This window comes from Streptomyces sp. NPDC046985, from assembly GCF_040644415.1.
GTDB lineage: Bacteria > Actinomycetota > Actinomycetes > Streptomycetales > Streptomycetaceae > Streptomyces.
This window is the reverse complement of record NZ_JBEYWK010000013.1, coordinates 112261-136878: the sequence shown is the minus strand read 5'-3', so window position 1 is coordinate 136878 and position 24618 is coordinate 112261. Positions and strand designations below refer to the sequence as shown.

Below are 24618 nucleotides of genomic sequence, written 5' to 3'. Positions count from 1 at the left end.
GGTGACATACCTGTGTGAGGGGCATGGGGGATGCAGATCCAACCCAGACAGAACCTGCTGTCGATCTGGCAGTCGGTGGCACGCCACTGCTATCCGGACGGCGCCTGGGACTGGGGTGAACGGGGCGGGTTCAGCAGCGTCGCGGACGCCGAGCGGCTGCTGTGCCTGCTGTATCCCGCCACCGAGGCCCCGGCGTTCCGGCTGGACGCGCCCGACACCACCCAGCCGGACGTCGAGCGGTCCCTGAAGGCGATCGGCGACGCCACCGAGATCCCGGAGAGCCTGGTCAAGGTGCTCACGGAGTTCATGGACAAGCACCAGGCGGCCGACACCCCGACGTTCGCCGGGGGCCACTACTTCACCGCCCTGAACCCCGACCAGGAGCTGACGAAGGAACAGCGCGACCTCGGCGTCGTCGACGCCTACAGCCTGTCCGTCACCCTGTGCCTGGCCACCCTCGGCTTCCTGAAGGTCTACCAGTCCCAGACGGAGCGGCCCAGCACGCTGAAGCTCATCGACCGGCTGCGCGACGCCACCAGCGGCCGGCTCACCGCCGCCATGGTCAGCCTGCTGCGCTCCTTCACCGTCGACGTCTACGAGGTCGGCTCGCCGCAGGGACAGGCGCTGTGCCGCCTCATCGGCCAGGGGAACACCCCGGACCGGACCGTCCTCCAGCGGTTCCAGGAGCGCTTCAAGGCGCTGCGCGCCGTCATCCGCGAGAGCGTCGTCCTCGGCGTCGACGTGGAGGAGCAGCTCGGCAACGAGAACCGGCTCTTCGAGTGCGGCTGGGCCTGGGGCCTGGTCAAGGACGCCCCCGAGGTGGAGACCTCCGAGTCCATCGGGGAGCAGCCCTCCGGCGTGGCCCGCGGCGTGCCGTACCTGTACTTCACCGTGGTCGCCCTCGACGGCATCCAGGACCTCTTCTCCGACCGCACCCTCGTCCTCGGCCTGCTCAACCAGGAGCAGCAGAAGCTCGCCGACGCGCTGCGCCTGCGCTGGACCATCACCCAGCAATACTGGTCCGGCATCGCCCGCTTCGACGACGACCGCTGGCCGCTGGAGGACATCCCCTGGCGCACCACCGGCCAGCAACTGGAGTCGGAGTACTTCTCGCTCTCCGTCGCCGCCATCCTCGTCCAGGACCTGGTGCGCCGCCGCGCCACCGACGAGGACCTCACCCGCACCGTGGGCGTCATGGAGCGCCTCGCCGAGCGCGGCCGGATCACCTCCAGCACCACCCGGTCCGACCCGGCCGTCCTGCTGCACAACCCCGGCGTCGCCCTGCCGCTCCAGTCCGACACGCTCACCGGGCCGGCCATGTGCTGGACGATGACCGACTTCTCCGGCCAACTGCTCAAGCGAACCGTCCAGTTGTGCTCCCTGTCCCGCAACGTCGCCGCGCACGACCGGCTGCTCAGGCTCGCCGAGCAGACCCTCGACCACCTGTGGACCCGGCGCATCACCGAAGGCGACGGCGTCGGCCTGTGGGACAACGTGCACGCCGCCTACCCCGGCTCGCCCGCCCGCCCCGGACCGCTGTCCTGGAGCATCACCGAGCGGGTCACCGAGTGCCTGGTCGCCGCCCAGCAGCTCTACACCCAGGCCCCCATCCGCAGCCCCGAAACGGGCGCACTGGCCCGCGCCCTGCTCAGCGAGGCCAGCCACCTCCTCGGCACCGAGCAGATGGAGCAGCCCGCGCCCATCGCCAAGAGCATGGAAGGCGCCGAGCTGAAAGGCATCGAGGCCGATCTGCGCCGCGCCCGCTCCCTGCTCGACACCCAGCCGGGCACCTCCTGCGCGCTCACCCTGAGCGTGCTGAGCCGACTCGACGCCCTGGCCCGCGCCCGCGCGGCCGGGCGGCAGGGAGCGTGAGCCGTGCTCGTCTTCGCCGCCTCCGACAAGGGAGGCACCGGCCGCTCGGTCACCAGCGCCAACCTCGCCTACCGCCGCGCCCTCGACGGCGACGACGTGTGCTACCTGGACTTCGACTTCGGCTCGCCCACCGCCACCGCCGTCTTCGACACCCCCCACGCCCGGGAGGAGGCGGAGAGCCGGGGCCTGCACGCCTACCTGAAGGGCAAGACCGGCGAGCCGCTGCGCGTGGACGTGTGGAGCCGCACCGAGCACCCGGTGCTCAGCGACCGGCCCAGCGGCTCCGGGCGCCTGGTCCTGCTGCCCGGCGACCGCGGCGGCGGGGAGTTCGTCACCGACGAGGAGAACCTGGACCGCTGCGTCGACCTGTTCCTGCGCCTGCACCGCGAGTTCGACCTGATCGTGGTCGACCTCAGCGCCGGGCGCAGCTACGCCATGGACCTGGCGCTGGCCGCCACCGCCCGCGAGGAGCTGCGGCGCGTCCCGGCCCGCTGGCTGCTGTACCACCGCTGGACCCGCCAGCACGTGATGGCCGCCGCCGAACTCGTCTCCGGCCGCCAGGGCGTCATCGACTCCGGCGTCGCCATGGGGCACGACCGCACCGCCCTGCTCGGCGCCGTCCGCTACGTGCGAGCCGCCGTGCCCGATCTGGAGTCCCCGCAGTGGGCGCAGATGCCGGCCGCCCAGTACGCCTGGATGCGCCAGTGCGCCAAGCGGCTGGAGGAACTGGCCGCCTCCCTGGGCATCGGCAAGACCCGCGTCATCGGCTCCATCCCGCTGGAGCCCGTGCTCCAGATGCGCGAACAGCTCATCACCGACGAGGACGTGCTCGACAGCAAGATCGCCAATTTCAGCACCCGGCAGGCGCTGGTCGAACTGGCGGAGCGGCTGACCGACGACAGGTTCTGGGGGCAACTGTGACGGAAGCAGCGGCCGTCTTCCGGGAGACCAGAGCCGACCCGGTCACCGCGTCCGTGCCCTTCTCCCACCTCTCCCTGGAGCTGGGCCACCTGTACATGGAGGACTTCGCCGAGGGAGCGGAGCGGCTCGAGCGCCACTTCGCCGCCGTGCGCCCCTGGGCGGAGACCGCCCGCGCCTGGGCCGCCGCCCTGCCCACCGGCAACCGGCCCCGGATCAGCACCTGCTTCCTGATCGACGACTACTTCAGCCGCCTGTCCACCCCCGCCGAGCTGGTGCCCACCCTGCTCGGGGCGGCCGAGCGGGCCGGGCTGACGATCGACTACCTGGCCCGCGAGTCCGGCTGCGCCCTGGCCGACCCCGCCCGTCCGGACCGGTCCGGACTCGCCGAGTCCGTGATGCACCGCCTGGTGGAGTCCCCGCCGCCCGGCGGCAACGGCTTCCGGCCGCCGGTCAGCCGCACCGGCTGGCTCGCCAACGGCCGGCGCGCGCCGGCCAGCCGCACCTCCGCCGCGCTGGCCGCCGACGGCGCCTGGCAGCCGCCCGCCGAGACCGGGGCCCGCGGCCACTCCGTCTTCGTCGACGTCGAACTGTGGGACGAGGACGGCGGTCACCGCACCTGGTCCTGCGCGTTCCTCGCCGCCGTGTGGCAGCTCGCCCGCCTCGGGCTGCTGCGCGACGACGGCCGCGCGGTGCTCGTCCCCACCCCCTGGGAGCAGGACGCGTTCCCCGAGGAGTGGGACGCGCTGCCGCCCCTGCTGCGGCTCAACCCCTCCGCGCCGCCCTTCACCGCGTACTACACGTGCAGCGTGCTGCCGGGCCGGTTCCTGCCCGTCGAGCACGCCGTGCGGGTCGTCCTGGAACAGGTCCACGTCGACGCGGACGCCGTCGCCCAGGCCGTCGAGCGCTCCGGACGGGAGGGCCTGCCGGCCCCGGAGGGCGTGGCGGACCGCACCTCCTACCTGTTCCCGCCGGGGCTGTGACATGGACGCCCCGGCCCTCGTGTGCGGCGAGGTCCGCACCTGCCTGCTGCCCACCCGCGACGCGGTCGGCGAGCGCACCGCCGAACGGCTGCTGAGGCTGCGCCCCGACGAGCGCGTCCGCCTCTCCCGGCGCCCCCATCCGCACGCGCTGTCCCCGGACGTCCTCACCGGCGTCGACTGCCGGCTGCCCGCCGCCGACGGCGCCAAGGTGCGCGCCGTCGGCGCCGTGGCCGCCCGCGCCGCCCTCACCTGGGGCCGGGTGCTCCAGGCCACGGCGTACTTCTCCGCCCCGGCCGGCGGACCCGACCGGCGCCGCCCCTGGGGGTACTACCTGGTCCGCCCCGGCGTCCTCGTCCCCGTCGGACGGCTGCCCCAGCGGTCGGTCGCGGACGGCTTCCTCGGCGACCCGCACGCGCCGGACCTGCTGGACGTCGGCTCGATCGCCGAGGGCCTGCTCGCCCGGATCTCCCGCCGCCACCTGCTGCTCGACTACGACGCCCCGCTGCGCACCGTCGGCACCCGGCTGCGCTGGGCCGCCCTGCCCGCCCCCGCCGGGACCCCGGCCCGGCTGGTGAGGTTCACCGTCGACGACACCGACGCCGCCGACGGCCTGCGCACCGCCGAGCTGGCCGTGCCCGGCGACGTGGCGCCGGCCGCCGTGGCCGGGTTCTGCGAGGACCTGGCCCTGCACGACTGGGTGCTGACCACGGTCGCGCACAAGCTGGACGGCGTCCCCTCGGGCGCGGCCGGCCAGGACGCGGTGCTGACGGCGCTGCGCCCGCTGGTCGAGCACCTGCTGCACGTGTGGATGCCCGGAGCGCGCGTGGACCCGGCGCTCGGCCCGTTGTGGCGGACCCTGGAGGAGCGCCCCGGCTTCACCCGGCAGTGGGAGAACCTGGTGCAACGCGTCCGCGACCAGATGGCCCTCCTGGCGCTGCGGCCGCGGGCCGATGACGCCCCGGCCGTCCGCCGGACCGCCTGACCCGGCGGCCCCGACCCGCACCGTCCCGCACGAGCACCGTCCCCGACCCGTACCGTCCCGGACCCGTACCACCGCTGGAAACGCACGATCCCGGTCTCGCACGACCCGGCCGGGCGCGATGCCCGACGCACACGATCCCAACGGGGGGAGAAGGCGATATGCCCGCAGAGACCACCGCACGCGGCGAGGCGCGCGGCAGGGAGGACGGCGCCCGCCGCCTGATACAGAAGCTGCTGGCCACAGTGCTGGCAGGCGGCGTGGTGTACGTGCTCAGCACCGTCTTGGCCCCGTCCGCCGACGACGTCTGGCAGCTCGTGCTGTCGGTCCTGTGCGGCGGCGCGGTGCTCATCGTCCAGTTCCTGGTCACCTTCGCGCACCAGCTCGGCGAGCTGAAGTCCTCCGTGGACCAGCGTTTCGTCGACATCGGCCGCGCCACCAAGCTCTTCAACGAGGTGGAGAAACTCCGCGACGACGGGGTGCCCCGGCTCGCCGAGAGCGCCACGCACGTGGTCTCCATCGGCCCGGAGATCCTGCACGACTTCGCGCACGAGGAGATCAACCGGCTCGCACTCCAGATGGACGACCTGACCAACCTCAGCGCCGAGTGCCCCGGCGAGAACCACGACTGGCTGCTGAGCCTGACCAAGTGCGCCCGCCGCACCGTCGACGCCATCAGCACCTCCGTCGACCAGGACTTCTGGAGCACCGAGCCGGCCGGCCGCTATCTGGAGGCCCAGCGCGAGGCGATCGACGACCGCGGGGTGCGGGTGCGCCGCCTGTTCGTCGTCAAGCAGCCCGGCGACCTGCCGCACCTGCACGACATCTGCAAGGAGCAGCGGGACGTGCGCATCGAGGTGCGCGTGGTCGCCCTGTCCCAGCTCCCGCTGCACGTCCAGCGCGGCAAGATGATCGACTTCGTCGTCTTCGACGGCGCGCTGTCCTACGAGGTCGGCGCCGACCAGCTCAGCGTGAACTCCTGGACCACGGTGAACGCCCGTGAGGACGACGTGCAGCAGCGCATCCGCCGCTTCGGAGAGCTGTGGAACGCCAGCCCGCACAGCGTCCCCGACGGCGCCGCGGCGCTGACCTCCGGGCCGGATCCCACCGCCTCCTGAGCCGTGGGCGACAATGGTCCCCATGACTCTGTTCCGCGACGACGGCATCGTGCTGCGCACCCAGAAGCTGGGCGAGGCGGACCGGATCATCACCCTGCTCACCCGCGGCCACGGGCGGGTGCGGGCCGTGGCCCGGGGCGTGCGGCGGACCAAGTCCAAGTTCGGGGCCCGCCTCGAACCCTTCTCCCACGTGGACGTGCAGTTCTTCGCGCGCGGCGGCGAACTGGTGGGCCGCGGGCTGCCGTTGTGCACCCAGAGCGAGACCATCGCGCCCTACGGCGGCGCCATCGTCGCCGACTACGCCCGCTACACCGCCGGGACGGCGATGCTGGAGACCGCCGAGCGGTTCACCGACCACGAGGGCGAGCCGGCCGTGCAGCAGTACCTGCTGCTCGTCGGCGGCCTGCGCACCCTCGCCCGCGGCGAGCACGCCCCGCACCTCGTGCTCGACGCGTTCCTGCTGCGCTCGCTGGCCGTCAACGGCTACGCGCCCAGCTTCGGCGACTGCGCCCGGTGCGGAATGCCCGGACCCAACCGGTTCTTCTCGGTGGCCTCCGGCGGCTCGGTCTGCGCCGACTGCCGGGTCGCGGGCAGTGTCGTACCCTCGCCGCAGACGCTGGAGCTGCTCGGCGCGCTGCTCACGGGAGACTGGGAGACCGCGGACGCCAGCGAGCCGCGGCACGTCAGGGAGGGGAGCGGACTGGTGTCCGCCTACCTGCACTGGCACCTGGAGCGGGGACTGCGCTCCCTGCGGTACGTGGAGAAGTAGCCGGCTCCCCGACGAGCGGCGGCCGAGCAGGCTGAGCAAGCCGAAGCAACCGAGACAAGCACGACTAGGAGACGAGAAGCACATGGCAGTACGCGGGATCCTGGGGCGTCAGCGGCGCGAGTACCAGGCGCCGGAGCCGCACCCGTCGGGAGCGCGCCCCCCGAAGCTGCCGGGTGAGCTGGTCCCGAGCCACGTGGCGATCGTCATGGACGGCAACGGCCGCTGGGCCAAGGAGCGCGGCCTGCCGCGCACCGAGGGGCACAAGGTGGGCGCCGAGCAGGTGCTCGACGTCCTCCAGGGCTCCGTCGAGATCGGCGTCCGCAACATCTCCCTGTACGCCTTCTCCACGGAGAACTGGAAGCGTTCGCCCGACGAGGTGCGCTTCCTGATGAACTTCAACCGCGACTTCATCCGCAAGACCCGCGACCAGCTCGACGCGCTGGGCATCCGGGTGCGCTGGGCGGGCCGGATGCCCCGGCTGTGGAAGTCGGTCGCCAAGGAGCTTCAGGTCGCCCAGGAGCAGACCAAGGACAACGACCTGCTCACCCTGTACTTCTGCATGAACTACGGCGGGCGCGCGGAGATCGCGGACGCCGCCCAGGCGCTGGCCGAGGACGTCAAGGCGGGCCGGCTCGACCCGTCCAAGGTCGACGAGAAGACCCTGGCGAAGTACCTGTACTACCCGGACATGCCGGACGTGGACATGTTCCTTCGCCCCAGCGGCGAGCAGCGCACCTCCAACTACCTGCTCTGGCAGAGCGCGTACGCCGAGATGGTCTTCCAGGACGTGCTGTGGCCCGACTTCGACCGCCGTGACCTGTGGCGCGCCTGCGTCGAGTACGCCTCCCGCGACCGCCGCTTCGGCGGGGCCGTCCCCAACGAGGAGCTGCTGGCCATGGAGGGCCGCCCCGAGGAGGGCTGAGGAGGGCTGAGCGCCGCCGGGGCGGGGGAGCGCCGGGCCGCCCGCCGGAGGGGGGAGTGAGCGGGGCCGCCCGCTGAGGGCGGGGGATCGGTGCCGCGCTTGAGCGGGGAGCGGAGGAGCGGTGCCGCCCCCGCGCGGGGGAGTGGAGGAGCGGGGCCGCGCCCGCGCGGCCCGGTCCGTCCTCCGCCTCAGTCCCCGGCCGTCGCGCAGGAGGCGCAGGTGCCGAAGATCTCCACGGTGTGCGCGACGTTGACGAAGCCGTGCTCCGCGGCGATGGCCTCGGCCCACTTCTCCACGGCCGGGCCCTCCACCTCGGCCGCCTTGCCGCAGACCCGGCAGACCAGGTGGTGGTGGTGCTCGCCGGTGGAGCAGCGGCGGTAGACCGACTCGCCGTCGGAGGTGCGCAGCACGTCGACCTCGCCGGCGTCGGCGAGGGACTGCAAGGTGCGGTAGACGGTCGTCAGGCCCACCGAGTCGCCCTTGTGCCGGAGCATGTCGTGCAGTTCCTGCGCGCTGCGGAACTCGTCGACCTCGCCGAGGGCCGCGGCGACGGCGGCGCGCTGCCGGGTGGCGCGTCCCTTCACGGGGGGTCCTGCGGTCGTCACCGGATTGCCTCCTCGCGTCTCGCCTCTGCCGGGGCCATTGTGCCAGTCCGGGCCGGTGGCGGTCAGACGCCGACGCCGTCGCCGGACGCCCGGCTGACCGGAATCGCGCCCCGCGCGGCGCCCTCGGCGGCCTCGGCCGTGTGCGCGGCGGCGGCCGTCCGGGCGCGGCGCCGGGCCAGCGGAGCGGCCAGAGCGGTGAGCGCGACGAACGCGGCGATGGTGAACAGCACGATCGTCGCACCGGGCGGCACGTCCTGGTAGTACGAGGTGACCGTGCCGCCGAGGGCGACGCTCACGCCGAGGGCGACGGCGAGCGCGAAGGTGGCGGCGAAGCCGCGGGTGAGCTGCTGGGCGGCGGCCACCGGGACCACCATCAGCGCCGAGACCAGGAGCAGGCCCACCACGCGCATCGCGACCGTCACCGTGACCGCGGCGGTGACGGCGGTCAGCAGGTTCAGCGCGCGCACCGGCAGCCCGGTGACCCGGGCGAACTCCTCGTCCTGGCTGACCGCGAACAACTGCCGGCGCAGACCCACGGTCACCAGCACCACGAAGGCCGCCAGCAGGCAGATCGAGGTCACGTCGGAGGCCGAGACGGTCGACAGCGAGCCGAAGAGGTACGACGTCAGGTTGGCGTTGGAGCCGCCGGGCGCGAGGTTGACGAACAGGACGCCGCCCGCCATGCCGCCGTAGAAGAGCAGGGCGAGGGCGATGTCGCCGCGGGTGCGGCCGTACCAGCGGATCAGCTCCATCACCACGGCGCCGAGCACGGATACCGCGGTCGCCGTCCACACCGGGGAGGCGGACAGCAGGAAGCCGAGGCCGACGCCGGTCATGGCCACATGGCCGATGCCGTCGCCCATCAGGGCCTGGCGGCGCTGGACGAGGTAGACGCCGACGGCGGGCGCGGTGACGCCGACCAGCACGGCGGCCAGCAGCGCCCGCTGCATGAAGGCGTAGTCGAGGAAGTCCATCAGCTCAGCAGCCCCGTACGGATCGGGTCGGCGCCGGGGGCGCCGTGCGGGTGGTCGTGGTCGTGTTCGCGGCCGGGCGGGGCGGGGCGCCCGGCGTCCTTCGGGGGCGGCCCGTCGTGCAGCACGCGGCCGTCGCGCAGCACGACCGCGCGGTCGATCAGCGGCTCCAGGGGCCCGAGTTCGTGCAGCACCAGCAGCACCGTCGCGCCCGCGGCCGCCTGGTCGCGCAGGGTGGCGGCCAGCGTCCGCTGGCTGGCCAGGTCGACGCCCGCCAACGGCTCGTCCATGATCAGCAGTTCCGGTTCGCAGACCAGCGCGCGGGCGATCAGCACCCGCTGGTGCTGGCCGCCGGACAGGGCGTCGACGGGGTCCTTCGCCCGGTCCGCCATGCCGACCAGGTCCAGCGCGTGGCGGACGGCGGCGCGGTCGGCGCCGCGGAAGAGGCCGAACCGGGTGCGGGAGAGCCGGCCCGAGGCGACGATCTCCGCCGCGGTCGCGGGGACCCCGCCCGCCGCCGTGGTGCGCTGCGGCACGTAGCCCACGCGGGACCAGTCGCGAAAGGCGCGCTGCGGGGCGCCGAACAGCTCGACCTCGCCCGCGCTCACCGGCACGTGGCCGAGGGCGGCGCGCACGGCGGTGGACTTGCCGGAGCCGTTCGCGCCGAGCAGCGCGACCGTCTCGCCGCGGTGCACGGCGAGGTCGACGCCGCGCAGCACGGGGCGGCCGCCGAGGTCGGCGTGCACCTGGCGCAGGGATATGACGCGTTCGCCCATGACCGGGTCCTTCCGGCGGTTCACTCGGCGCCCAGGGCGTGCTGGAGGGCCTTGAGGTTGGCCTCCTGCACGGCGAGGTAGTCGCGGCCCCGGGACTTCTTCGTGATGCCCTCGAGGGGGTCGAGGACGTCGGTCTTCAGCCCGGCGTCGCGTGCGATGGTCTTCGCCGTCTTGTCGCTGACCAGCGTCTCGTAGAAGACGGTGGTGACGCCGTCGGCGCGGGCCATGCGCTCCAGGTCCTTCACCCGGGCCGCGCTGGGCTCGGACTCGGGGTCGAGCCCGTTGACGGCCTCCTCGGTCAGGCCGTAGCGCTCGGCGAGGTAGCCGAAGGCGGCGTGCGTGGTGATGAAGACCTTGGTCCTGGTGTGGGCGAGGCCCTGCTTGAACCGGGCGTCGAGGGCGTCGAGCTGCTTGACCAGCGCGGCGGTGTTCTTCCGGTAGTCGGCCGCGTGGGCGGGGTCGCCCTGCTCGAAGGCCCTGCCGACGCCCGCGGCGAGCTGGGCGTAGCGCACCGGGTCCATCCAGACGTGCGGGTCCCGGCCGCCGGACTCCTCGCCGGGCCGGGTGTCGTGGGCCGCGGCGTGGCCGCCGACCTCGTTGCCGTGCGTCTCCAGCGTGGTCAGGGAGGCGGCGTCGACCTTGGTCTTGACGTCCGACTGGGCTATCGCCTCGTCGACGGAGGGCTGGAGGCCCTTGAGGTAGAGCGCGGCGTCGGCGTCCTGGAGCCGGGCGGTCTGCCGGGCGCTGATCTCCAGGTCGTGCGGCTCCTGGCCGGGCTGGGTGAGGCTGGTGACGTGGACGTGGCCGCCGCCGATCCGCTCGGCCAGGAAGGCCAGCGGATAGAACGAGGCGACGACGTCGTACCTGCCCGTGCCGCCGCCGGCCGAGTCGGCGGAACCGGCGGGACCGGCCGAGCAGGCGGAGAGGGCGCCGAGGGCGGCGAGGACGAGGCCGGCGGTCGCCGCGGTCGCGGCCCGGGGCAGGACGGGACGTCGTCTTGTGTTCATGACAGTCATTTTCAACAAAGATGGAAACGGTTGTCAACAAGCCGTCGCGACCCTTCGTCCCGCGCCCTGCGCAGCTCGCCCCGGCCCCTGCGCGGCTCACCCCTGGCCCCTGCGCAGCTCGCCCTGGCCCCTGCGCGGCTCGCCCCTGGCCCCTGCGCAGTGCCGATTCCCGCCCTTAACCGGCACCGATTTGATCGGGGGGGAGCCCGCGCCGGTACGCTGAAGCATTCGCTCTGAAGCGTCTCGCTTCGTCGCCCGTCGTCGTAATGAAGAGAGCACCGTGGCCGCCGACAAGATCGACACCATCGTCAGCCTGAGCAAGCGCCGTGGCTTCGTATTCCCCAGCAGTGAGATCTACGGCGGCCAGCGCGCCGCCTGGGACTACGGGCCGCTGGGTGTCGAGCTGAAGGAGAACCTGAAGCGCCAGTGGTGGCGCTACATGGTGACGTCGCGCGAGGACGTGGTCGGCATCGACTCGTCCGTGATCCTGGCCACCGAGGTCTGGGTCGCCTCCGGACACGTCGCCACCTTCACCGACCCGCTCACCGAGTGCACCTCCTGCCACAAGCGGTTCCGCGCGGACCACCTGGAGGAGGCGTACGAGGCGAAGCACCACCGCCTCCCCGAGCACGGTCTCACCGACGTCAACTGCCCCAACTGCGGCAACAAGGGCCAGTTCACCGAGCCCAAGCAGTTCTCCGGCCTGCTCTCCACCCACCTCGGCCCCACCCAGGACACCGGCTCGGTCGCCTACCTGCGCCCCGAGACCGCCCAGGGCATCTTCACCAACTTCGCCCAGGTGCAGACCACTTCGCGCCGCAAGCCGCCGTTCGGCATCGCGCAGATGGGCAAGTCGTTCCGCAACGAGATCACGCCGGGCAACTTCATCTTCCGCACCCGCGAGTTCGAGCAGATGGAGATGGAGTTCTTCGTCAGGCCGGGCGAGGACGAGAAGTGGCAGGAGTACTGGATGGAGCAGCGCTGGAACTGGTACACCGGCCTGGGTCTCCGTGAGGAGAACATGCGCTGGTACGACCACCCCAAGGAGAAGCTCTCCCACTACTCCAAGCGCACCGCCGACATCGAGTACCGCTTCCAGTTCGGCGGCAACGAGTGGGGCGAGCTGGAGGGCGTCGCCAACCGCACCGACTACGACCTCTCCGCCCACGCCAAGGCGTCCGGCCAGGACCTGTCGTACTTCGACCAGGAGGCCGGCGAGCGCTGGACCCCCTACGTCATCGAGCCCGCGGCCGGCGTCGGCCGCGCCATGCTCGCCTTCCTGCTCGACGCCTACGTCGAGGACGAGGCGCCCAACGCCAAGGGCAAGATGGAGAAGCGCACCGTGCTGCGCCTGGACCGCCGCCTCGCCCCGGTGAAGGTCGCGGTGCTGCCGCTCTCCCGCAACCCGGAGCTGTCGCCCAAGGCCAAGGGCCTGGCCCAGGCGCTGCGCCACCACTGGAACATCGAGTTCGACGACGCCGGCGCCATCGGCCGCCGCTACCGCCGCCAGGACGAGATCGGCACGCCGTACTGCGTGACGGTCGACTTCGACACCCTGGACGACAACGCGGTGACCGTCCGCGAGCGCGACTCGATGAAGCAGGAGCGCGTGTCGCTGGACCAGATCGAGGGCTACCTGGCCAGCCGCCTGCTCGGCTGCTGACGCTGGCGGCCGCCCGCGGCCGCGGTGCGCCCAGGCCCCCGGTTCCTCCGTGGAACCGGGGGCTTCGTGCTGCCCGTGGGCCTTCGGCGCCGGGTCGGCGGGGCGCTGGGTCGGCGGCGCGCCGGCCTCGGGGAACAACGGAATTCGTCGTTCACGATGCGGCCGCTGATGTGGACCGCCTGCGCTGCGGCCGCCGCGGCATCCGGACCGTTGAGTTGTCTCGGCAACAGACCTGTTGCGCCTTGGGGTTGGGCCTGTACTGTCCCTCTCGAAAGTGCGTTCCCATCAAGGAGGCACGATTTGAAGAGCATCGTTGCGCGAATCGGACATGCGGGCCGCAGCGCCCTGATAGTGGCGGCGATTTCCGTCGCCGCGCCGATCGTCGCAAGCCCTACTGTCCATGCGGCAACCTATGACGGGCAAAAGGCCAGCAGCACAAGTTGCTGGAATGACAGGAGAATCGTCTCCTCCACTCACCTCTACGCAGGCTCGTATCAGGATCAATCCATCATTGACCTGTACTACAGCCCGTCATGCCGGACAGCGTGGGGGCGTATCGAGCACGGCTCGATCGCTTCTCCGGGGGACAACAACGGCGGTGTCGCCGAAGTGACCCGAAACAGTGACCGGCGGACCTACTCGTGCAGGGTGGTCGACAGCAGCGGCTCCTGCTACACGGCGATGGTCAATGACGCCAATGTGACCTCTTACGCCTACGGCGAGGAGGACACCGGCGCTTACATCGCCTCGGGTCGGACGGCGAACTACTAAGCCAATTGTCCGACCTCGCCGGGTCGTTATGGGGGCGGTGGCCGGGATTCCCAGAAGTCCCTGAAGAACCCTCGCCAAAGGCCGACACGATCCCAAGGTGACCGACGCACCAGGCGGTCCTGTCGCACTCGCTCGACTTCGATCCTGCAGGACGGTCCGCCGGCGACGCCGGCGGACCGTTTCGCCTTCTGCGGCTGATGGCGGCCGTGCCAGTGGCCCGAGTGTCGCGTCGGGCGAGCGCCGGACTCCGCCCGCTGCCCACCGTGGGGCGCGCCGACGTTCGCACGGCGACCTTTCCGGGAAGCCCGCGCGGCCCCTAGCCCCCAGCCCCCAGCCCCCAGCCCCCAGCCGAGGCCGGGCACCGGGGAGCCGAGGTCTCCTGACGCATGACGAATGACAGATATTGATTTCTGTCATTCGTCATGTCAGGCTGGCGTCATGACGATGCAGACACGCAAGCTCGGAAGCACCGGCCCCCAGGTCTCCGCCCTGGGCCTCGGCTGCATGGGCATGTCGGGGGTGTACGGCGAGGCGGACCGCCCGGAGGCCGTCGCCACCGTGCACGCCGCCCTGGAGGCCGGCGTCACCCTCCTGGACACCGGCGACTTCTACGCCATGGGCCACAACGAGATGCTGCTGGGCGAGGCCCTGCGCGCCGCCCCGGCGCATCTCCGGGACAACGCGCTGCTCAGCGTGAAGTTCGGCGCGCAGCGCGACCCGGGCGGCGGCTGGCTCGGCGTGGACGGCCGCCCGGCCTCCGTCAAGAACTTCGCCGCGTACTCCCTCCAGCGCCTCGGCGTGGAAGCCCTCGACGTCTACCGCCTCTCCCGCCTCGACCCGGACGTGCCCATCGAGGAGACCGTGGGCGCGATCGCCGAACTCGTCGAGAAGGGCTGGGTCCGGCACATCGGCCTCAGCGAGGTCGGCGCCGAGACCATCCGGCGGGCCGCCGCCACCGCCCCGATCGCCGACCTCCAGATCGAGTACGCGCTGCTCTCGCGCGGCCCCGAGCGGGAGATCCTGCCCACCCTGCGCGAACTGGGCATCGCCGTCACCGCGTACGGCGTCCTCTCCCGCGGGCTGATCTCCGACCACATCACCGCCGACCGCAGCTTCGCCGCGAACGACTTCCGCTCCTCCTCGCCCCGCTTCCAGGGCGACAACCTGAAGCACAACGTCGGCCTGGTCGCCTCGCTGCGCCGGATCGCGGACGGGAAGGGCGCCACGGTCGCGCAGATCGCCATCGCCTGGGTGCTCGGCCGCGGCGACGACATCGTGCCGCTGATCGGCGCCCGCACCCGCGAGCGGCTGTCCGAGGCGCTGGGCGCCCTCGACGTCGTCCTCGACGCGGCCGACCTCGCCGCCATCGAGGAGGCGGTCCCGGCCGGCGCGGTGGCGGGCGAGCGGTACGCGCCCGCGCAGATGGCCCTGCTGGACAGCGAGCGGTGAGCGGAAACCGGTGAACCGCACGCCGGGTACGGTCTAAGACATGGCACCCACCGCCGAGACCCTGACCGCCGAGCGCATCCTCGCGGCGACCGAGGACGTGCTGCGCCGCCACGGCCCGACCAAGGCCACCGTGGTGGACGTGGCCCGCGCGCTCGGCGTCAGCCACGGCAGCGTCTACCGCCACTTCCGCACCAAGGCGGCGCTGCGGGAGGCGGTCACCAAGCGCTGGCTGGACCGGACCACCCAGGCGCTGGCGGACGTGGCCGCCGGGGACGGCGATCCCCGGGCGCGGCTGCGCGACTGGTTCCAGGAACTGTTCGAGGCCAAGCGCCGCAAGGCGGGCGGCGATCCCGAGCTGTTCGCCACGTACTCGGTCCTCGCGCAGGAGAACGGCGAGGCGGTCGGCGCGCACATAGCCGAGCTGACCCGCCAGTTGACCGGGATCGTCGCGGCGGGCGCCGCCGCCGGAGCCTTCGCCGCCCCGGACCCGGCGGCCACCGCCCGCACCCTCTTCCACGCCACCGGCCGCTTCCACGACCCCTGCTACGCCCGCGAGTGGACCGCCCCCGACGTCCAGGAAGAACTGAACGAGGTTCTGGACCTGCTGCTACGGGGGCTGGACGAGCGCGGGGAGTGAGACTCCGCGCCGCCACGCGCTGGTGCACCTGGCTCGAACGGTGCACCCTTCGGAAGGCTCACCGTCCAGTCAGGGCGCGAGCAGCAGGACACCCCGGCCGGCACTCGGAGGGAACGCCGACCGGGGCCGGTGGGCGGAGCCGCTACGCGCTCCGGATCGGTACCGGGCGGTCCGGGGAGTCCAGCCACGCCCGTTCCCCGTCGCCGTCCACGATGAGTCCGAAGCGATCGAAGCCGGGTCTGCCGTTCTCCTCCCACCAGCGGTAGGCCGCTTCGGTCTCGTCCCACAGCTTGCGGGGGCCGGACTGGACGACTTCGTACGCGTCGGCGTCCGGTACGTAGTCCGCCGACGCCCACGACAGGGTGTCGGTGCTGTACGTCCACAGCGTGTAGGCGCCGCCGTCGTACCGCTCGGCTCGCCAGAACGCCCCAGCCACTTGCAGCCCGATCACGAACTGTTGCAGCCACCCGCCGATATCGGCGGGCGACAGCGCCGTGACGCTCCTGGCGCCGTCTGCGGGCCACTCCCGGCCCTTGAGGTAGGCATCGAAGGGCGGGCGTTCCGTGCGCTGCTGTCGCAGACGCATGAAGGCACTGGAACGGGTGAAGGGGCCATGCGCCGTGCCGTCGTCGCCGACGACCATGCGCACGACGTGCTCACCGCCGTACTCGGTCCCCCACGGGGCGACGATGACCCCGCCGGGGCGGCACTGTTCCACCCAGGTGCGGGGCACCTCTCCGACCGAGCACGTCGCGATGATCCGGTCGTACGGGGCGCTGCTCGCGTGGCCCAGTCGGCCGTCTCCCACGACGACCAAGGGCGCCAGGCCGGCGCGCCGAAGGTTCTCCACGGCGCCCTCGGACACGTCCGCGTCGTACTCGACGCTGATCACGTTCGCACCGCCGAGCCGGTGTGCGAGAAGGCCCGCGTTCCAGCCCGTGCCGGCGCCGATCTCAAGGACGCGCTGTCCTTCCCGCACGTCCAGATCAGTCAGCATCGAGAAGACCATGCGCGGCATGGAACTGGAGCTTGTGGGCGTGGCTCCGAGTCCATCCCCGGTGTGTCGTCCGTCGTCCCACTGCGTCGTCAGAGGGACGTCGGAGTACACCGCCTCGAACCACGCGTCCGGGTCCCTGGCACGGTCCACCAACGCCGTCTGCCGGGTGCCGTCCGCGATGCCCGGCCAGATGCGGTCGGGCACGAACCGCTCACGGGGGACCGCCTCGAACGCCGGCAGCCAGTCGGAAGTCAGCGCGCCCGCTTCCACGAGCGCGGAGGCGAGCCCCGAAGGGCCCGCCTCTTCCCTGCGCGTCGTCACATGCGCCTACTTACCCGTAGCGGGGCCGGAGCCGTCGGACGTGTTGCCGCCCTCGTCGGAGCCGCCGCCGCCGTGCTTGGCGCCGCTGTCGCTGTCGTCCTGCTGGCCACCGCCCTGGCCGTCGCCGGACCCGCCGCCGTGCTGTCCACTCATGGGTGCTCCTTCGTAGTCGGTCGATGATCCGTGCACCCACCCGGCCGTCTCCCCTTCACGGGGCGTGTGGCCGGGCGGGGGTCTCGTGCTCCGCGCTGGAAAGTGCGAGGTGAAGTCTGTGAGCTGTTGGCACGCCGCCGCCGGGTCCTCGTGCCGTCGAAGTCTGCTTGTCCGATGAGGATCGGCCGGAGTCGACTCGCTGGACGAGTGGCGCGGTGGCGCCTCGGTTCGCGGAGCGGGCGTGCATCATGCGGCGGGGCGGTTATGCGTCCCTCCGTAGGGCTGTGGGGATCTTGAAGCAGCACCAGGTCTTGGTTCCGTCAGGGCTCACGCCGCACAGCGTGGACAGCTCGCTGACGATGAACATGCCGCGGCCGTGCTCGTCCAGGTCACCGGCCGTGCTGATGCGGGCATGCCGCGTGGAGCCGTCGTCCACTTCGAGCACGAGCACGTCGGCGACGAGCAAGAAGCGAAAGGCGACTTGATCTCCCGTACCGTGCACCAGCGCGTTGGTGACGAGTTCGCTGATCACGATCCGGACGTCATCGACCAGGTAGGGAAGCCCCCAGTGACGCAGCTTGGCCGCCGCGACTTTCCGGAGGTGGCCGACCCACCGGCCTTCGTGTGCGGGGACTGGCTGTCCCTCGGGCCTGGGGTCGCGCCGCAGGCTCAGGGTCAGGTCGTCCAGTACGGCCTCGGGACTGGTCACCAGCTCCTCGACGGTTCCGACGATCATTCCGTCACCACGTCCTCGGCATGCACCAGCACGCGGCTGACAGCGGCCCGCACTTCGAGTCGCTGTTCTCTCCGTGCCTTGCGGAGCTTGATGAGCTGGACGTTGTGGTCCGCCGCCGCGCGCGGCCTGTCGGGTCGCAGCGGTCGGTCGTAGTCGTTGTCCCGGTTCATCCAGTCGCCGGACCGGAGCTTGGTGCGCTGGCTCGTCATCAGCAGCCTCGGCTTCGTCGGAGGGGGAGAGCGGAGATCGCCCCTGCGGGGGAGGAAGGGCGATCTCCGCCGAACCGGCGAACCGGTCCGTATAGGAGCAGCCGTCACTGCCTGTCATGAATGATCATGAACTGATGGACAGTCACGTTTGCCGCAGGGCTAGCTTGCTCCTTTTTCGGTTCGACATGCAACCCATTCACTGAAAGTCCAAAAAGGCGCGTACATCCGTTCGCATGGCCAACGATGACGCAGGCGTGCCAGACTGCGCCCATGACGCAGAAGAGAGCGACGCCGTCAGTCAAGAGGCGGCGTGTGGGCGCCCAACTGCGTCAGTGGCGCGAAGCGGTTGACATGCCGTCAGGCGATGTCGCTCGGGCCATGGGGTGGAGTCAGCCTCGCTTCTCTCGCGTCGAGCGGGGCTACTACCGCATCGGGCGGGACGAGGTTCTCGACCTGTGCGCGAAGGTCGGCGTCGATGATCCCAAGGGCGTCGACGAGGTCGCTCGCGTCGCTGAGGAGCCGACGGGCAAGGGCTGGTGGGCCTCGTATGCGGACAAGGTCAGCGAGGCGTACCTGGACTTCGTGGAGCTGGAAGCCGAGGCGGAGACGATCCGCATCGTGCACCCCAAGGTGATCCCGGGTCTGGTTCAGTCACCGCTCTATGTCAGGGAGATGCACTCGCGAGCGCGCTCGAACGATCCGGAGTCGCTGATCGCCATCCGCCTGGCGCGACAGGAAGTCCTCAGCCGCGCGCAGTTTCACGGCGTGATCCCTGAATCCGCATTCCACGCCGAGTTCAAGTCCAGCCCTGGCCTCATGGAAGACCAGCTTCGCAAGCTGATCGCCGCCACCAAGATGGATAACGTCACCCTTCAGATCCTGCCGCTCACCGCGCACCCATCCATCGGGTCGAACGGAGCGATGACGATCCTCACGTTCCGGCATCCGTGGACGCCCGTTGCCAGCATCGACAACCCCATGGGCGGATCACACACCTACGACCCGGCCCAGGTCGCCTACCTGAAAGCCGAGTTCGAGAACATCGCTTCTGCCGCGCTTCCCGTGGACCAGTCACGGGATCTTCTTGACGAGTACCTGGAAGGACTGCACAAGTGACCACCAACAACGGACGCTCGCTCAATGCACCGGAGCTTGAGGGAGCCGTCTGGACGAAGTCTTCCTACAGCGGGGACTCCCAGGGGCAGTGCGTTGAGCTCGCTGCCCTGACGGCCGCGCCGTACGCCGGCATGCGGGCCGTAAGGGACTCGAAGAACCCGGATGGCCCTGCACTGGTCTTTTCCGAGTCCTCCATCGCGGGCTTCCTCGCGGATGTTCACGACGGCAAGTTCGACAACTGACCCCATGGCTCAGCACGCGTCGAGGCCCGGTTCCCCCACCTCATATCTGGGGAGCCGGGCCTCGACGTACTGCTGCCCATGCGCCGAAGGCGGCGTACCTAGGGAATGCCGGATGAACGCGGTTCGTCTCTGGGCGCCGCAAAAGACGCGTTCCTGCGTGGAGAGGCGGGACCTGGGCGGGCCTGGTGCTGATCGGCCGTACGGGCTGCGGCTGGCGTCTCGACAGGGTTACGACCACGCCTCATTTGGTCGGCCGCCTTCGGCAGTGGATCGGTCTGCACAGCCGAATGCCGCCGGTCGTGCACGGTGTGCGCCGTCGGCGTCAGGCGCCTACCCCCGCCGTCTGCCGGACCTCCTGCTCGCGTAGGTGGTCGGCTGTGCGTTCGGCGGTGGCTCGGGCCCAGCGGCCGGAGGTGATCGCGCCCAGGACCAGTACCGCGAGGCCGCAGACCACCAGGACCCACCAGCCGGGCCGGGACGCCGAGACGAACGCGCTCCGGTAGGAGGACGATCCGATCCGGGACGCCAGCAGCGCGCCGACCACCGCGACGCCGAGCGTCTGGCCGAGCTGCCGGCTGGTGGAGGCGACCGCCGCGGCGACCCCCGCCTGGGCGCGGGGCATGCCCGAGACCGCCGTGTTGGTGATGGGGGCGTTGACGAAGCCGAAGCCGAGGCCGAACAGGACGTACCCGCACACGAGGGTGACGTCCGACGTCTCGGCGTCGAAGGCGGCGAACAGCAGCGCGCTCGCCGTCATGGCGGTCCCGGCGATCAGCAGAGGCAGCCGCGGGCCCCGGGTGCCGACCAGCCGCCCGGACAGCGGCGCGCACAGGAACGTGGGCGCCGCCAGCGGCAGCATCCACAGACCCGCGTGCAGGGCGTCCAGGCCGCGCACGTTCTGGAGGTAGAGCGTGGACAGGAACAGGAAGCCGCCGAGCGCCGCGAAGCCGGTGACCGCGATGACGGTGGCGCCGCTGAACGGCGCCGAGCGGAAGAACCGCAGGTCGATCAGGGGCTCGGCGCGGCGCGGCTCGTAGCGCAGCAGGGCGAGCAGCGCGGCGAGCGCGACGGCGGCGAAGGGCAGCACCCGGGCCGGCCCGGCGTCCGGCGCCTCGATGATCGCGTACGTCAGGCTGCCGAACAGGACGATGACCAGCGCCTGCCCGACCGGGTCGGGGCGCCGGGCCCGGGGGGCGCGGGACTCCGGGACGAAGCGCAGGGTGAGCAGGAACGCGGCCAGCGCCACCGGCAGGTTGAGCCAGAAGATCGAGCGCCAGCCGACCGACTCCACCAGCAGGCCGCCGACCAGCGGCCCGGCCGCCATGGAGATGCCGACCACGGCGCCCCACGCGCCGATCGCGCGGGCCCGCTCGCGCGGGTCGGTGAAGGTGTTGGTGATGATCGACATCGCGACCGGGTTGAGCATCGAGCCGCCGACCGCCTGCACCATCCGGAAGACGACCAGCAGCTCCAGGTCGGGCGCCAGCGAGCACAGCAGGGAGCCGACGCCGAAGACCGCGAGCCCGGTCAGGAACACCCGCTTGCGGCCGATCCGGTCGGCCGTCGACCCGGAGAGCATCAGCAGCGACGCGAGCACCAGCGTGTAGGCGTCGATGGTCCACTGAAGACCGGACGTGCTCGCGTGCAGATCGCGCTGGAGGGAGGGCAGGGCGACGTTCAGGACGGTGTTGTCCAGGCTCACGATCAGCAGGCTCATGCAGCAGATCGCGAGCACCAGGAGACGTCGGCGGGGACTCAGCTCGGGCATGGGTTCCAGCGTAGCCGATTCAATAGTGCGGTTAACTAATGACCGGTACACGATCGTCGCCGGGGCGGGCGGACGGCCGGCGCCGATGCGCGACAGGCCGATGCGCGACAATGGGGGAATGCCCACGCCCGAGTCCCCCCTCCAGATCGGCCCGCACACCGTCGTCCCGCCGGTGGTCCTCGCCCCCATGGCCGGGATCACCAACGCGCCCTTCCGCACCCTGTGCCGGGAGTTCAGCGGCGGCAAGGGCCTCTTCGTCAGCGAGATGATCACCACCCGGGCCCTGGTCGAGCGCAACGACAAGACCATGCAGCTCATCCACTTCGACGCGGCCGAGAAGCCGCGCTCGATCCAGCTCTACGGCGTCGACCCGGTCACCGTGGGCAAGGCCGTGCGCATGATCGTCGAGGAGGACCTCGCCGACCACATCGACCTCAACTTCGGCTGCCCGGTGCCGAAGGTGACCCGCAAGGGCGGCGGCTCGGCCCTGCCCTACAAGCGGAACCTGCTGCGCGCCATCCTGCGCGAGGCGGTCAGCGGGGCGGGCGACCTGCCGGTGACCATCAAGATGCGCAAGGGCATCGACGACGACCACCTCACCTACCTCGACGCCGGACGGATCGCCGTCGAGGAGGGCGTCACCGCCATCGCGCTGCACGGCCGCACCGCCGCACAGCACTACGGCGGCGCCGCGGACTGGGAGGCCGTCGCGCGGCTGAAGGAGCACGTCCCGGAGATCCCGGTGCTCGGCAACGGCGACATCTGGTCCGCCGAGGACGCGCTGCGGATGGTGCGCGAGACCGGCTGCGACGGCGTGGTCGTCGGCCGCGGCTGCCTGGGCCGCCCGTGGCTGTTCGCCGACCTGGTCGCCGCCTTCGAAGGCCGCTGCGAGGCCGGCGAGGCCCGCACGCGGCCCGCCCTGCGCGAGGTGGCCGACGTCATGGTCCGGCACGCCGCCCTGCTGGGGGAGTGGATCGGCGACGAGGCGCGCGGCGTGATCGACTTCCGCAAGCACGTCGCCTGGTACCTCAAGGGCTTCGCCGTCGGCTCCGAGATGCGCAAGCGGCTCGCGGTCACCTCCTCGCTGGAGGCGCTGCGCGCCGGCCTGGACGAGCTGGACCTGGACCAACCGTGGCCGGCCGGCGCGGACGGCCCGCGCGGCCGCACCTCCGGCAACAACCGGGTGGTGCTGCCGGACGGCTGGCTGAAGGACCCCTACGACTGCGAGGGCGTCGGCGAGGACGCGGAGCTGGACACCTCCGGCGGCTGACCGGCGCGCTCGCCTCGGTCGCCTTCCATGGCGACTCCGCCGCGGTCGCCGTTCACCGAGGTCGTCGCTCGCCGCGGCCGGTCCTCATCGCGGTCGCCTTCCCTCGCGACCCGCCGAGGTCGCCGCTCGCCGCGGCCGGTCCTCGTCGCGGGCGCGTCCCCTCGCGACTCGGCCGCAGTCGCGGCTCGCCGCGGCCGCCTCGGGCGCGCTCAGTCCTTGGTGGGGTGCGGCGTGGAGCCGTACGCCGTCAGGAAGCGGTCGCGGAAGGCGCTCATCTTCCACACCGGGGCGCTGTGGGCGGGCCGCAGTCCCTCGGTCCAGCCCCAGCCGGAGATCCGGTCCAGCACCTTCGGGTCCTTGGCGACGATCGAGACCGGCACGTCACGGCTGGCGTGGTCGCCGCTGACCCGGGCGATGGGCTGATGGTCGCCGAGGAAGACGAGCACGGTGTCAGCGGTGCCGTAGCGCTCCAGCCACTGGGTCAGGACGGTCACCGAGTACTGCACCGACTTGCCGTACTCCTCCCGGGAGCGGGTCGGGTCGGTGATGATGTCCTGCGGCCGGGTGCCCGCCGCCTCGATGCCCTGGAAGACCGAGCCGTCGCCGAGCCCGTCCCAGCCCACCGTCTTGGGGATCGGCGCCCAGGGCTGGTGGCTGGAGGTGAGGATGACGAACGACGTCAGCGGCTTGTCGTGCTTCTTGCCGTGCGCCAGCCGCTGGAACGCCTGAAGGGCGTACTGGTCCGGCATCGTGGACCAACTGAACTTCGGGCCCCGGTAGCCCATCTGGAAGGCGTTGTAGACCTTGTCCAGGCCGTACCACTTCGCCTCCGGCCAGCCCTTCTGCACGCCCGGCATGACGCCGACCGTGTCCCACGCGCCGGTCTTGCGGAACGCCTCGGTCAGCGTGAGGTGGTCGCCCGAGGTCACCGTGCGGTAGCGGTTCTGGTTGTCGACCCACAGGCCCGACATGAACGTGGAGTGTCCGAGCCAGCTCCCCCCGCCGTACGTCGCCGAGGTCAGCCAGCCGCTCTTGGCGCGGAAGCCCGCCTTCGCCAGCGCCCGGCTGCTCGCGTCCAGGGTCCGGTCCACGCCCGGCGCCATGATCGGGTCCTCGATCGCGCTGCGGCCGTAGCTCTCGATGAACGTGAAGACCATGTCCTTGCCGCGCAGGTCGGGCACCAACTGGCTGCCCGGGGTGCCGCCGAAGGCGTCCGCCCTCGCCGTCCGCGCGAACGCCCGCTCGTCGCGGATCGTCGACCGCAGGGCGTGCGCGTGGTACTTGAGCATGACCACCGTGTGCTCGGCGGCCACCGGGACGCCGTGGAACACCTGGAGGTTCAGCGTCGAGCAGGTCATCCACAGCGCGCTGACCAGCAGCAGGCCGCGGGTCGCGCGGGACTTGTCCCGGCCGAGGAAGTTCCCCACGCGCACCGTCGCCAGCGCCAGCACGGCCGGCACCGCCAGCACGAGCAGGACGGCGACGGCGGCGGCGAGCAACGCGACCGTGCCGCCGAGGGCGTCGGCGAGGTAGGACCGGGCGTCGTCCAGGAGCTGCCAGTCCAGGATCACGTTGAAGCTGCGCCCGAGGTACTGGTTGAACTCGACGTCGGTCACGTTCAGCACGGTCAGCACGCCGAGGGCCACGCCGCCGAGCACCGCGGCGACCGCCCGCGGCCGGCGCGGCAGCGCGATCAGCACGGCCGCCCCGAGCAGCGCCTCCACGGGAAGCCGCGCGAACGCCGCGAGATGCATCTGCCCCCGCTTGTTCGGCAGCAGCAGCGCGATCAGCACGACGCCCAGCGCCAGCGCGGTGACGGAGAGGGAGACCGCCCGCGCGGGCCCGGGATGCTCCGCCCGCCAGCGCCGCCACGCGCCGCGCAGGACGCCGGGACGGACGGCGCGAAGGGCGCGGCGCGCGCGAGGGGTGCGTGGGGGGCGAGAGGCGGGTGGGGCGCCTGTCGCCGGGGCGGTCGCAGCCGATTCTGTGAGCGGCTTCGCTTCCGGGTCCCGTACCGGCACCGGCTCCGGCTTCGGCTTCGGCGTGGGCTCCGCGCTCTCCTCGGTCTCGGTCTCCGGCGCCGTGAGCGTGTCCGCCGTCGCTTCCGCGGGCCTCGCTTCCGCGGACCGCTCCGCCGCCGGGCCTCCTCGGGGCGCCGCGTCCGGCTCGTCGGAGGCCGGCGCCCCGGTCGGACCCGTGCCGGGACGCGTGCCCGTGTCCGTACCCGGTGACTGGCGTGTGCTCGTGTGCTGCTGGGGCACCCCGGAGGTCCTTCCGTGCGCGGTGTCGCGGTACGGCGGGCCGCGCGCGAAGGCGGGGCGGGCCCGGGGAGGCGAGCCCGCCCGGCCCGCCGCCGTCCCGTACGG

General features: G+C 72.0%; 24 protein-coding genes. 14 read left to right on the top strand and 10 right to left on the bottom strand.

All coding sequences use genetic code 11. The features are described from left to right. Window positions 1–30 precede the first annotated feature (30 nt). The 7 genes from ABZ861_RS18625 (at window position 31) to ABZ861_RS18595 (ending at window position 7561) form a co-directional block, all read left to right on the top strand. Window positions 31–1872: an SCO2524 family protein gene (locus ABZ861_RS18625; protein ID WP_361631336.1), complete on the top strand. Its 1842-nt coding sequence runs from the start codon at window positions 31–33 to the stop codon at window positions 1870–1872. Between the two features lie 3 nt (window positions 1873–1875). Next, window positions 1876–2793 carry an SCO2523 family variant P-loop protein gene (locus ABZ861_RS18620; protein WP_361631334.1) on the top strand — a complete coding sequence of 306 codons (918 nt, stop codon included), beginning with the start codon at window positions 1876–1878 and terminating at the stop codon, window positions 2791–2793. Further along, window positions 2790–3773 carry an SCO2522 family protein gene (locus tag ABZ861_RS18615; protein WP_361631332.1) on the top strand — a complete coding sequence of 328 codons (984 nt, stop codon included), beginning with the start codon at window positions 2790–2792 and terminating at the stop codon, window positions 3771–3773. Before ABZ861_RS18620 ends, ABZ861_RS18615 begins: the two co-directional genes overlap by 4 nt. Before the next feature lies 1 nt (window position 3774). After that, on the top strand, window positions 3775–4755 hold the full coding sequence (locus ABZ861_RS18610) for an SCO2521 family protein (RefSeq protein WP_361631330.1): 981 nt from the start codon (window positions 3775–3777) through the stop codon (window positions 4753–4755). 158 nt (window positions 4756–4913) lie between these two features. After that, complete coding sequence (locus tag ABZ861_RS18605) at window positions 4914–5870, top strand: hypothetical protein (RefSeq protein WP_361631328.1); 957 nt, start codon at window positions 4914–4916, stop codon at window positions 5868–5870. Window positions 5871–5892: 22 nt separating this feature from the next. Continuing rightward, on the top strand, window positions 5893–6639 hold the full coding sequence (gene recO / locus ABZ861_RS18600) for a DNA repair protein RecO (protein WP_361631326.1): 747 nt from the start codon (window positions 5893–5895) through the stop codon (window positions 6637–6639). A gap of 82 nt (window positions 6640–6721) precedes the next feature. Continuing rightward, window positions 6722–7561 (top strand): isoprenyl transferase, encoded by an 840-nt coding sequence (locus ABZ861_RS18595; protein ID WP_361631324.1) that lies wholly within the window; start codon window positions 6722–6724, stop codon window positions 7559–7561. 188 nt (window positions 7562–7749) lie between these two features. On the opposite strand, the gene ABZ861_RS18590 is transcribed toward ABZ861_RS18595, so the two are convergent. The 4 genes from ABZ861_RS18590 to ABZ861_RS18575 all read right to left on the bottom strand — a co-directional run bounded on the left by ABZ861_RS18590 (window position 7750) and on the right by ABZ861_RS18575 (window position 10920). Next, entirely contained in the window at window positions 7750–8166 is a 417-nt protein-coding gene (locus ABZ861_RS18590; protein WP_361631322.1) for a transcriptional repressor, read from the bottom strand. 62 nt (window positions 8167–8228) lie between these two features. Beyond that, window positions 8229–9140: a metal ABC transporter permease gene (locus ABZ861_RS18585; protein ID WP_361631320.1), complete on the bottom strand. Its 912-nt coding sequence runs from the start codon at window positions 9138–9140 to the stop codon at window positions 8229–8231. Continuing rightward, a complete protein-coding gene (locus ABZ861_RS18580; protein WP_361631318.1) occupies window positions 9140–9913 on the bottom strand; it encodes a metal ABC transporter ATP-binding protein in 774 nt (257 codons plus the stop codon). The genes ABZ861_RS18585 and ABZ861_RS18580 overlap by 1 nt, the downstream gene beginning before the upstream one ends. 20 nt (window positions 9914–9933) lie before the next feature. Beyond that, window positions 9934–10920: a metal ABC transporter substrate-binding protein gene (locus tag ABZ861_RS18575; RefSeq protein WP_361631316.1), complete on the bottom strand. Its 987-nt coding sequence runs from the start codon at window positions 10918–10920 to the stop codon at window positions 9934–9936. A 280-nt stretch (window positions 10921–11200) separates the two neighbouring features. Between ABZ861_RS18575 and ABZ861_RS18570 the strand changes: the two genes are divergently transcribed. The 4 genes from ABZ861_RS18570 to ABZ861_RS18555 all read left to right on the top strand — a co-directional run bounded on the left by ABZ861_RS18570 (window position 11201) and on the right by ABZ861_RS18555 (window position 15440). Further along, window positions 11201–12583: a glycine--tRNA ligase gene (locus ABZ861_RS18570; RefSeq protein ID WP_361631314.1), complete on the top strand. Its 1383-nt coding sequence runs from the start codon at window positions 11201–11203 to the stop codon at window positions 12581–12583. A 300-nt stretch (window positions 12584–12883) separates the two neighbouring features. After that, on the top strand, window positions 12884–13354 hold the full coding sequence (locus ABZ861_RS18565; protein ID WP_361631312.1) for a DUF2690 domain-containing protein: 471 nt from the start codon (window positions 12884–12886) through the stop codon (window positions 13352–13354). A gap of 438 nt (window positions 13355–13792) precedes the next feature. Next, a complete protein-coding gene (locus ABZ861_RS18560) occupies window positions 13793–14803 on the top strand; it encodes an aldo/keto reductase (RefSeq protein ID WP_361631310.1) in 1011 nt (336 codons plus the stop codon). 40 nt (window positions 14804–14843) lie between these two features. After that, window positions 14844–15440 (top strand): TetR family transcriptional regulator, encoded by a 597-nt coding sequence (locus tag ABZ861_RS18555; protein WP_361631308.1) that lies wholly within the window; start codon window positions 14844–14846, stop codon window positions 15438–15440. 142 nt (window positions 15441–15582) lie between these two features. Here ABZ861_RS18555 and ABZ861_RS18550 read toward each other — a convergent pair whose 3' ends face one another. From ABZ861_RS18550 to ABZ861_RS18535, 4 genes are all read right to left on the bottom strand, one after another. Continuing rightward, on the bottom strand, window positions 15583–16758 hold the full coding sequence (locus ABZ861_RS18550) for a methyltransferase domain-containing protein (RefSeq protein WP_361631306.1): 1176 nt from the start codon (window positions 16756–16758) through the stop codon (window positions 15583–15585). 6 nt (window positions 16759–16764) lie between these two features. Next, on the bottom strand, window positions 16765–16911 hold the full coding sequence (locus ABZ861_RS18545; RefSeq protein WP_361631304.1) for a hypothetical protein: 147 nt from the start codon (window positions 16909–16911) through the stop codon (window positions 16765–16767). Window positions 16912–17173: 262 nt separating this feature from the next. After that, a complete protein-coding gene (locus ABZ861_RS18540) occupies window positions 17174–17647 on the bottom strand; it encodes an ATP-binding protein (RefSeq protein ID WP_361631302.1) in 474 nt (157 codons plus the stop codon). Then, on the bottom strand, window positions 17644–17856 hold the full coding sequence (locus tag ABZ861_RS18535; protein WP_361631300.1) for a hypothetical protein: 213 nt from the start codon (window positions 17854–17856) through the stop codon (window positions 17644–17646). The genes ABZ861_RS18540 and ABZ861_RS18535 overlap by 4 nt, the downstream gene beginning before the upstream one ends. Before the next feature lie 270 nt (window positions 17857–18126). Here ABZ861_RS18535 and ABZ861_RS18530 point away from each other — a divergent pair, with 270 nt between their 5' ends. Both ABZ861_RS18530 and ABZ861_RS18525 read left to right on the top strand, forming a co-directional pair. After that, window positions 18127–18972, top strand: coding sequence for a helix-turn-helix transcriptional regulator (locus tag ABZ861_RS18530; protein WP_361631298.1), 846 nt, complete (start codon window positions 18127–18129; stop codon window positions 18970–18972). After that, a complete protein-coding gene (locus tag ABZ861_RS18525; protein WP_361631296.1) occupies window positions 18969–19214 on the top strand; it encodes a DUF397 domain-containing protein in 246 nt (81 codons plus the stop codon). The genes ABZ861_RS18530 and ABZ861_RS18525 overlap by 4 nt, the downstream gene beginning before the upstream one ends. Window positions 19215–19536: 322 nt before the next feature. Here the strand turns inward: ABZ861_RS18525 and ABZ861_RS18520 are convergent, their stop codons facing one another. Next, window positions 19537–20982 carry an MFS transporter gene (locus ABZ861_RS18520; RefSeq protein ID WP_361631294.1) on the bottom strand — a complete coding sequence of 482 codons (1446 nt, stop codon included), beginning with the start codon at window positions 20980–20982 and terminating at the stop codon, window positions 19537–19539. 118 nt (window positions 20983–21100) lie between these two features. Here ABZ861_RS18520 and dusB point away from each other — a divergent pair, with 118 nt between their 5' ends. Further along, window positions 21101–22252: a tRNA dihydrouridine synthase DusB gene (gene dusB / locus ABZ861_RS18515; RefSeq protein WP_361631292.1), complete on the top strand. Its 1152-nt coding sequence runs from the start codon at window positions 21101–21103 to the stop codon at window positions 22250–22252. A 209-nt stretch (window positions 22253–22461) separates the two neighbouring features. Here dusB and ABZ861_RS18510 read toward each other — a convergent pair whose 3' ends face one another. Continuing rightward, entirely contained in the window at window positions 22462–24045 is a 1584-nt protein-coding gene (locus tag ABZ861_RS18510) for a CDP-alcohol phosphatidyltransferase (protein WP_361631290.1), read from the bottom strand. Window positions 24046–24618: the final 573 nt, after the last annotated feature.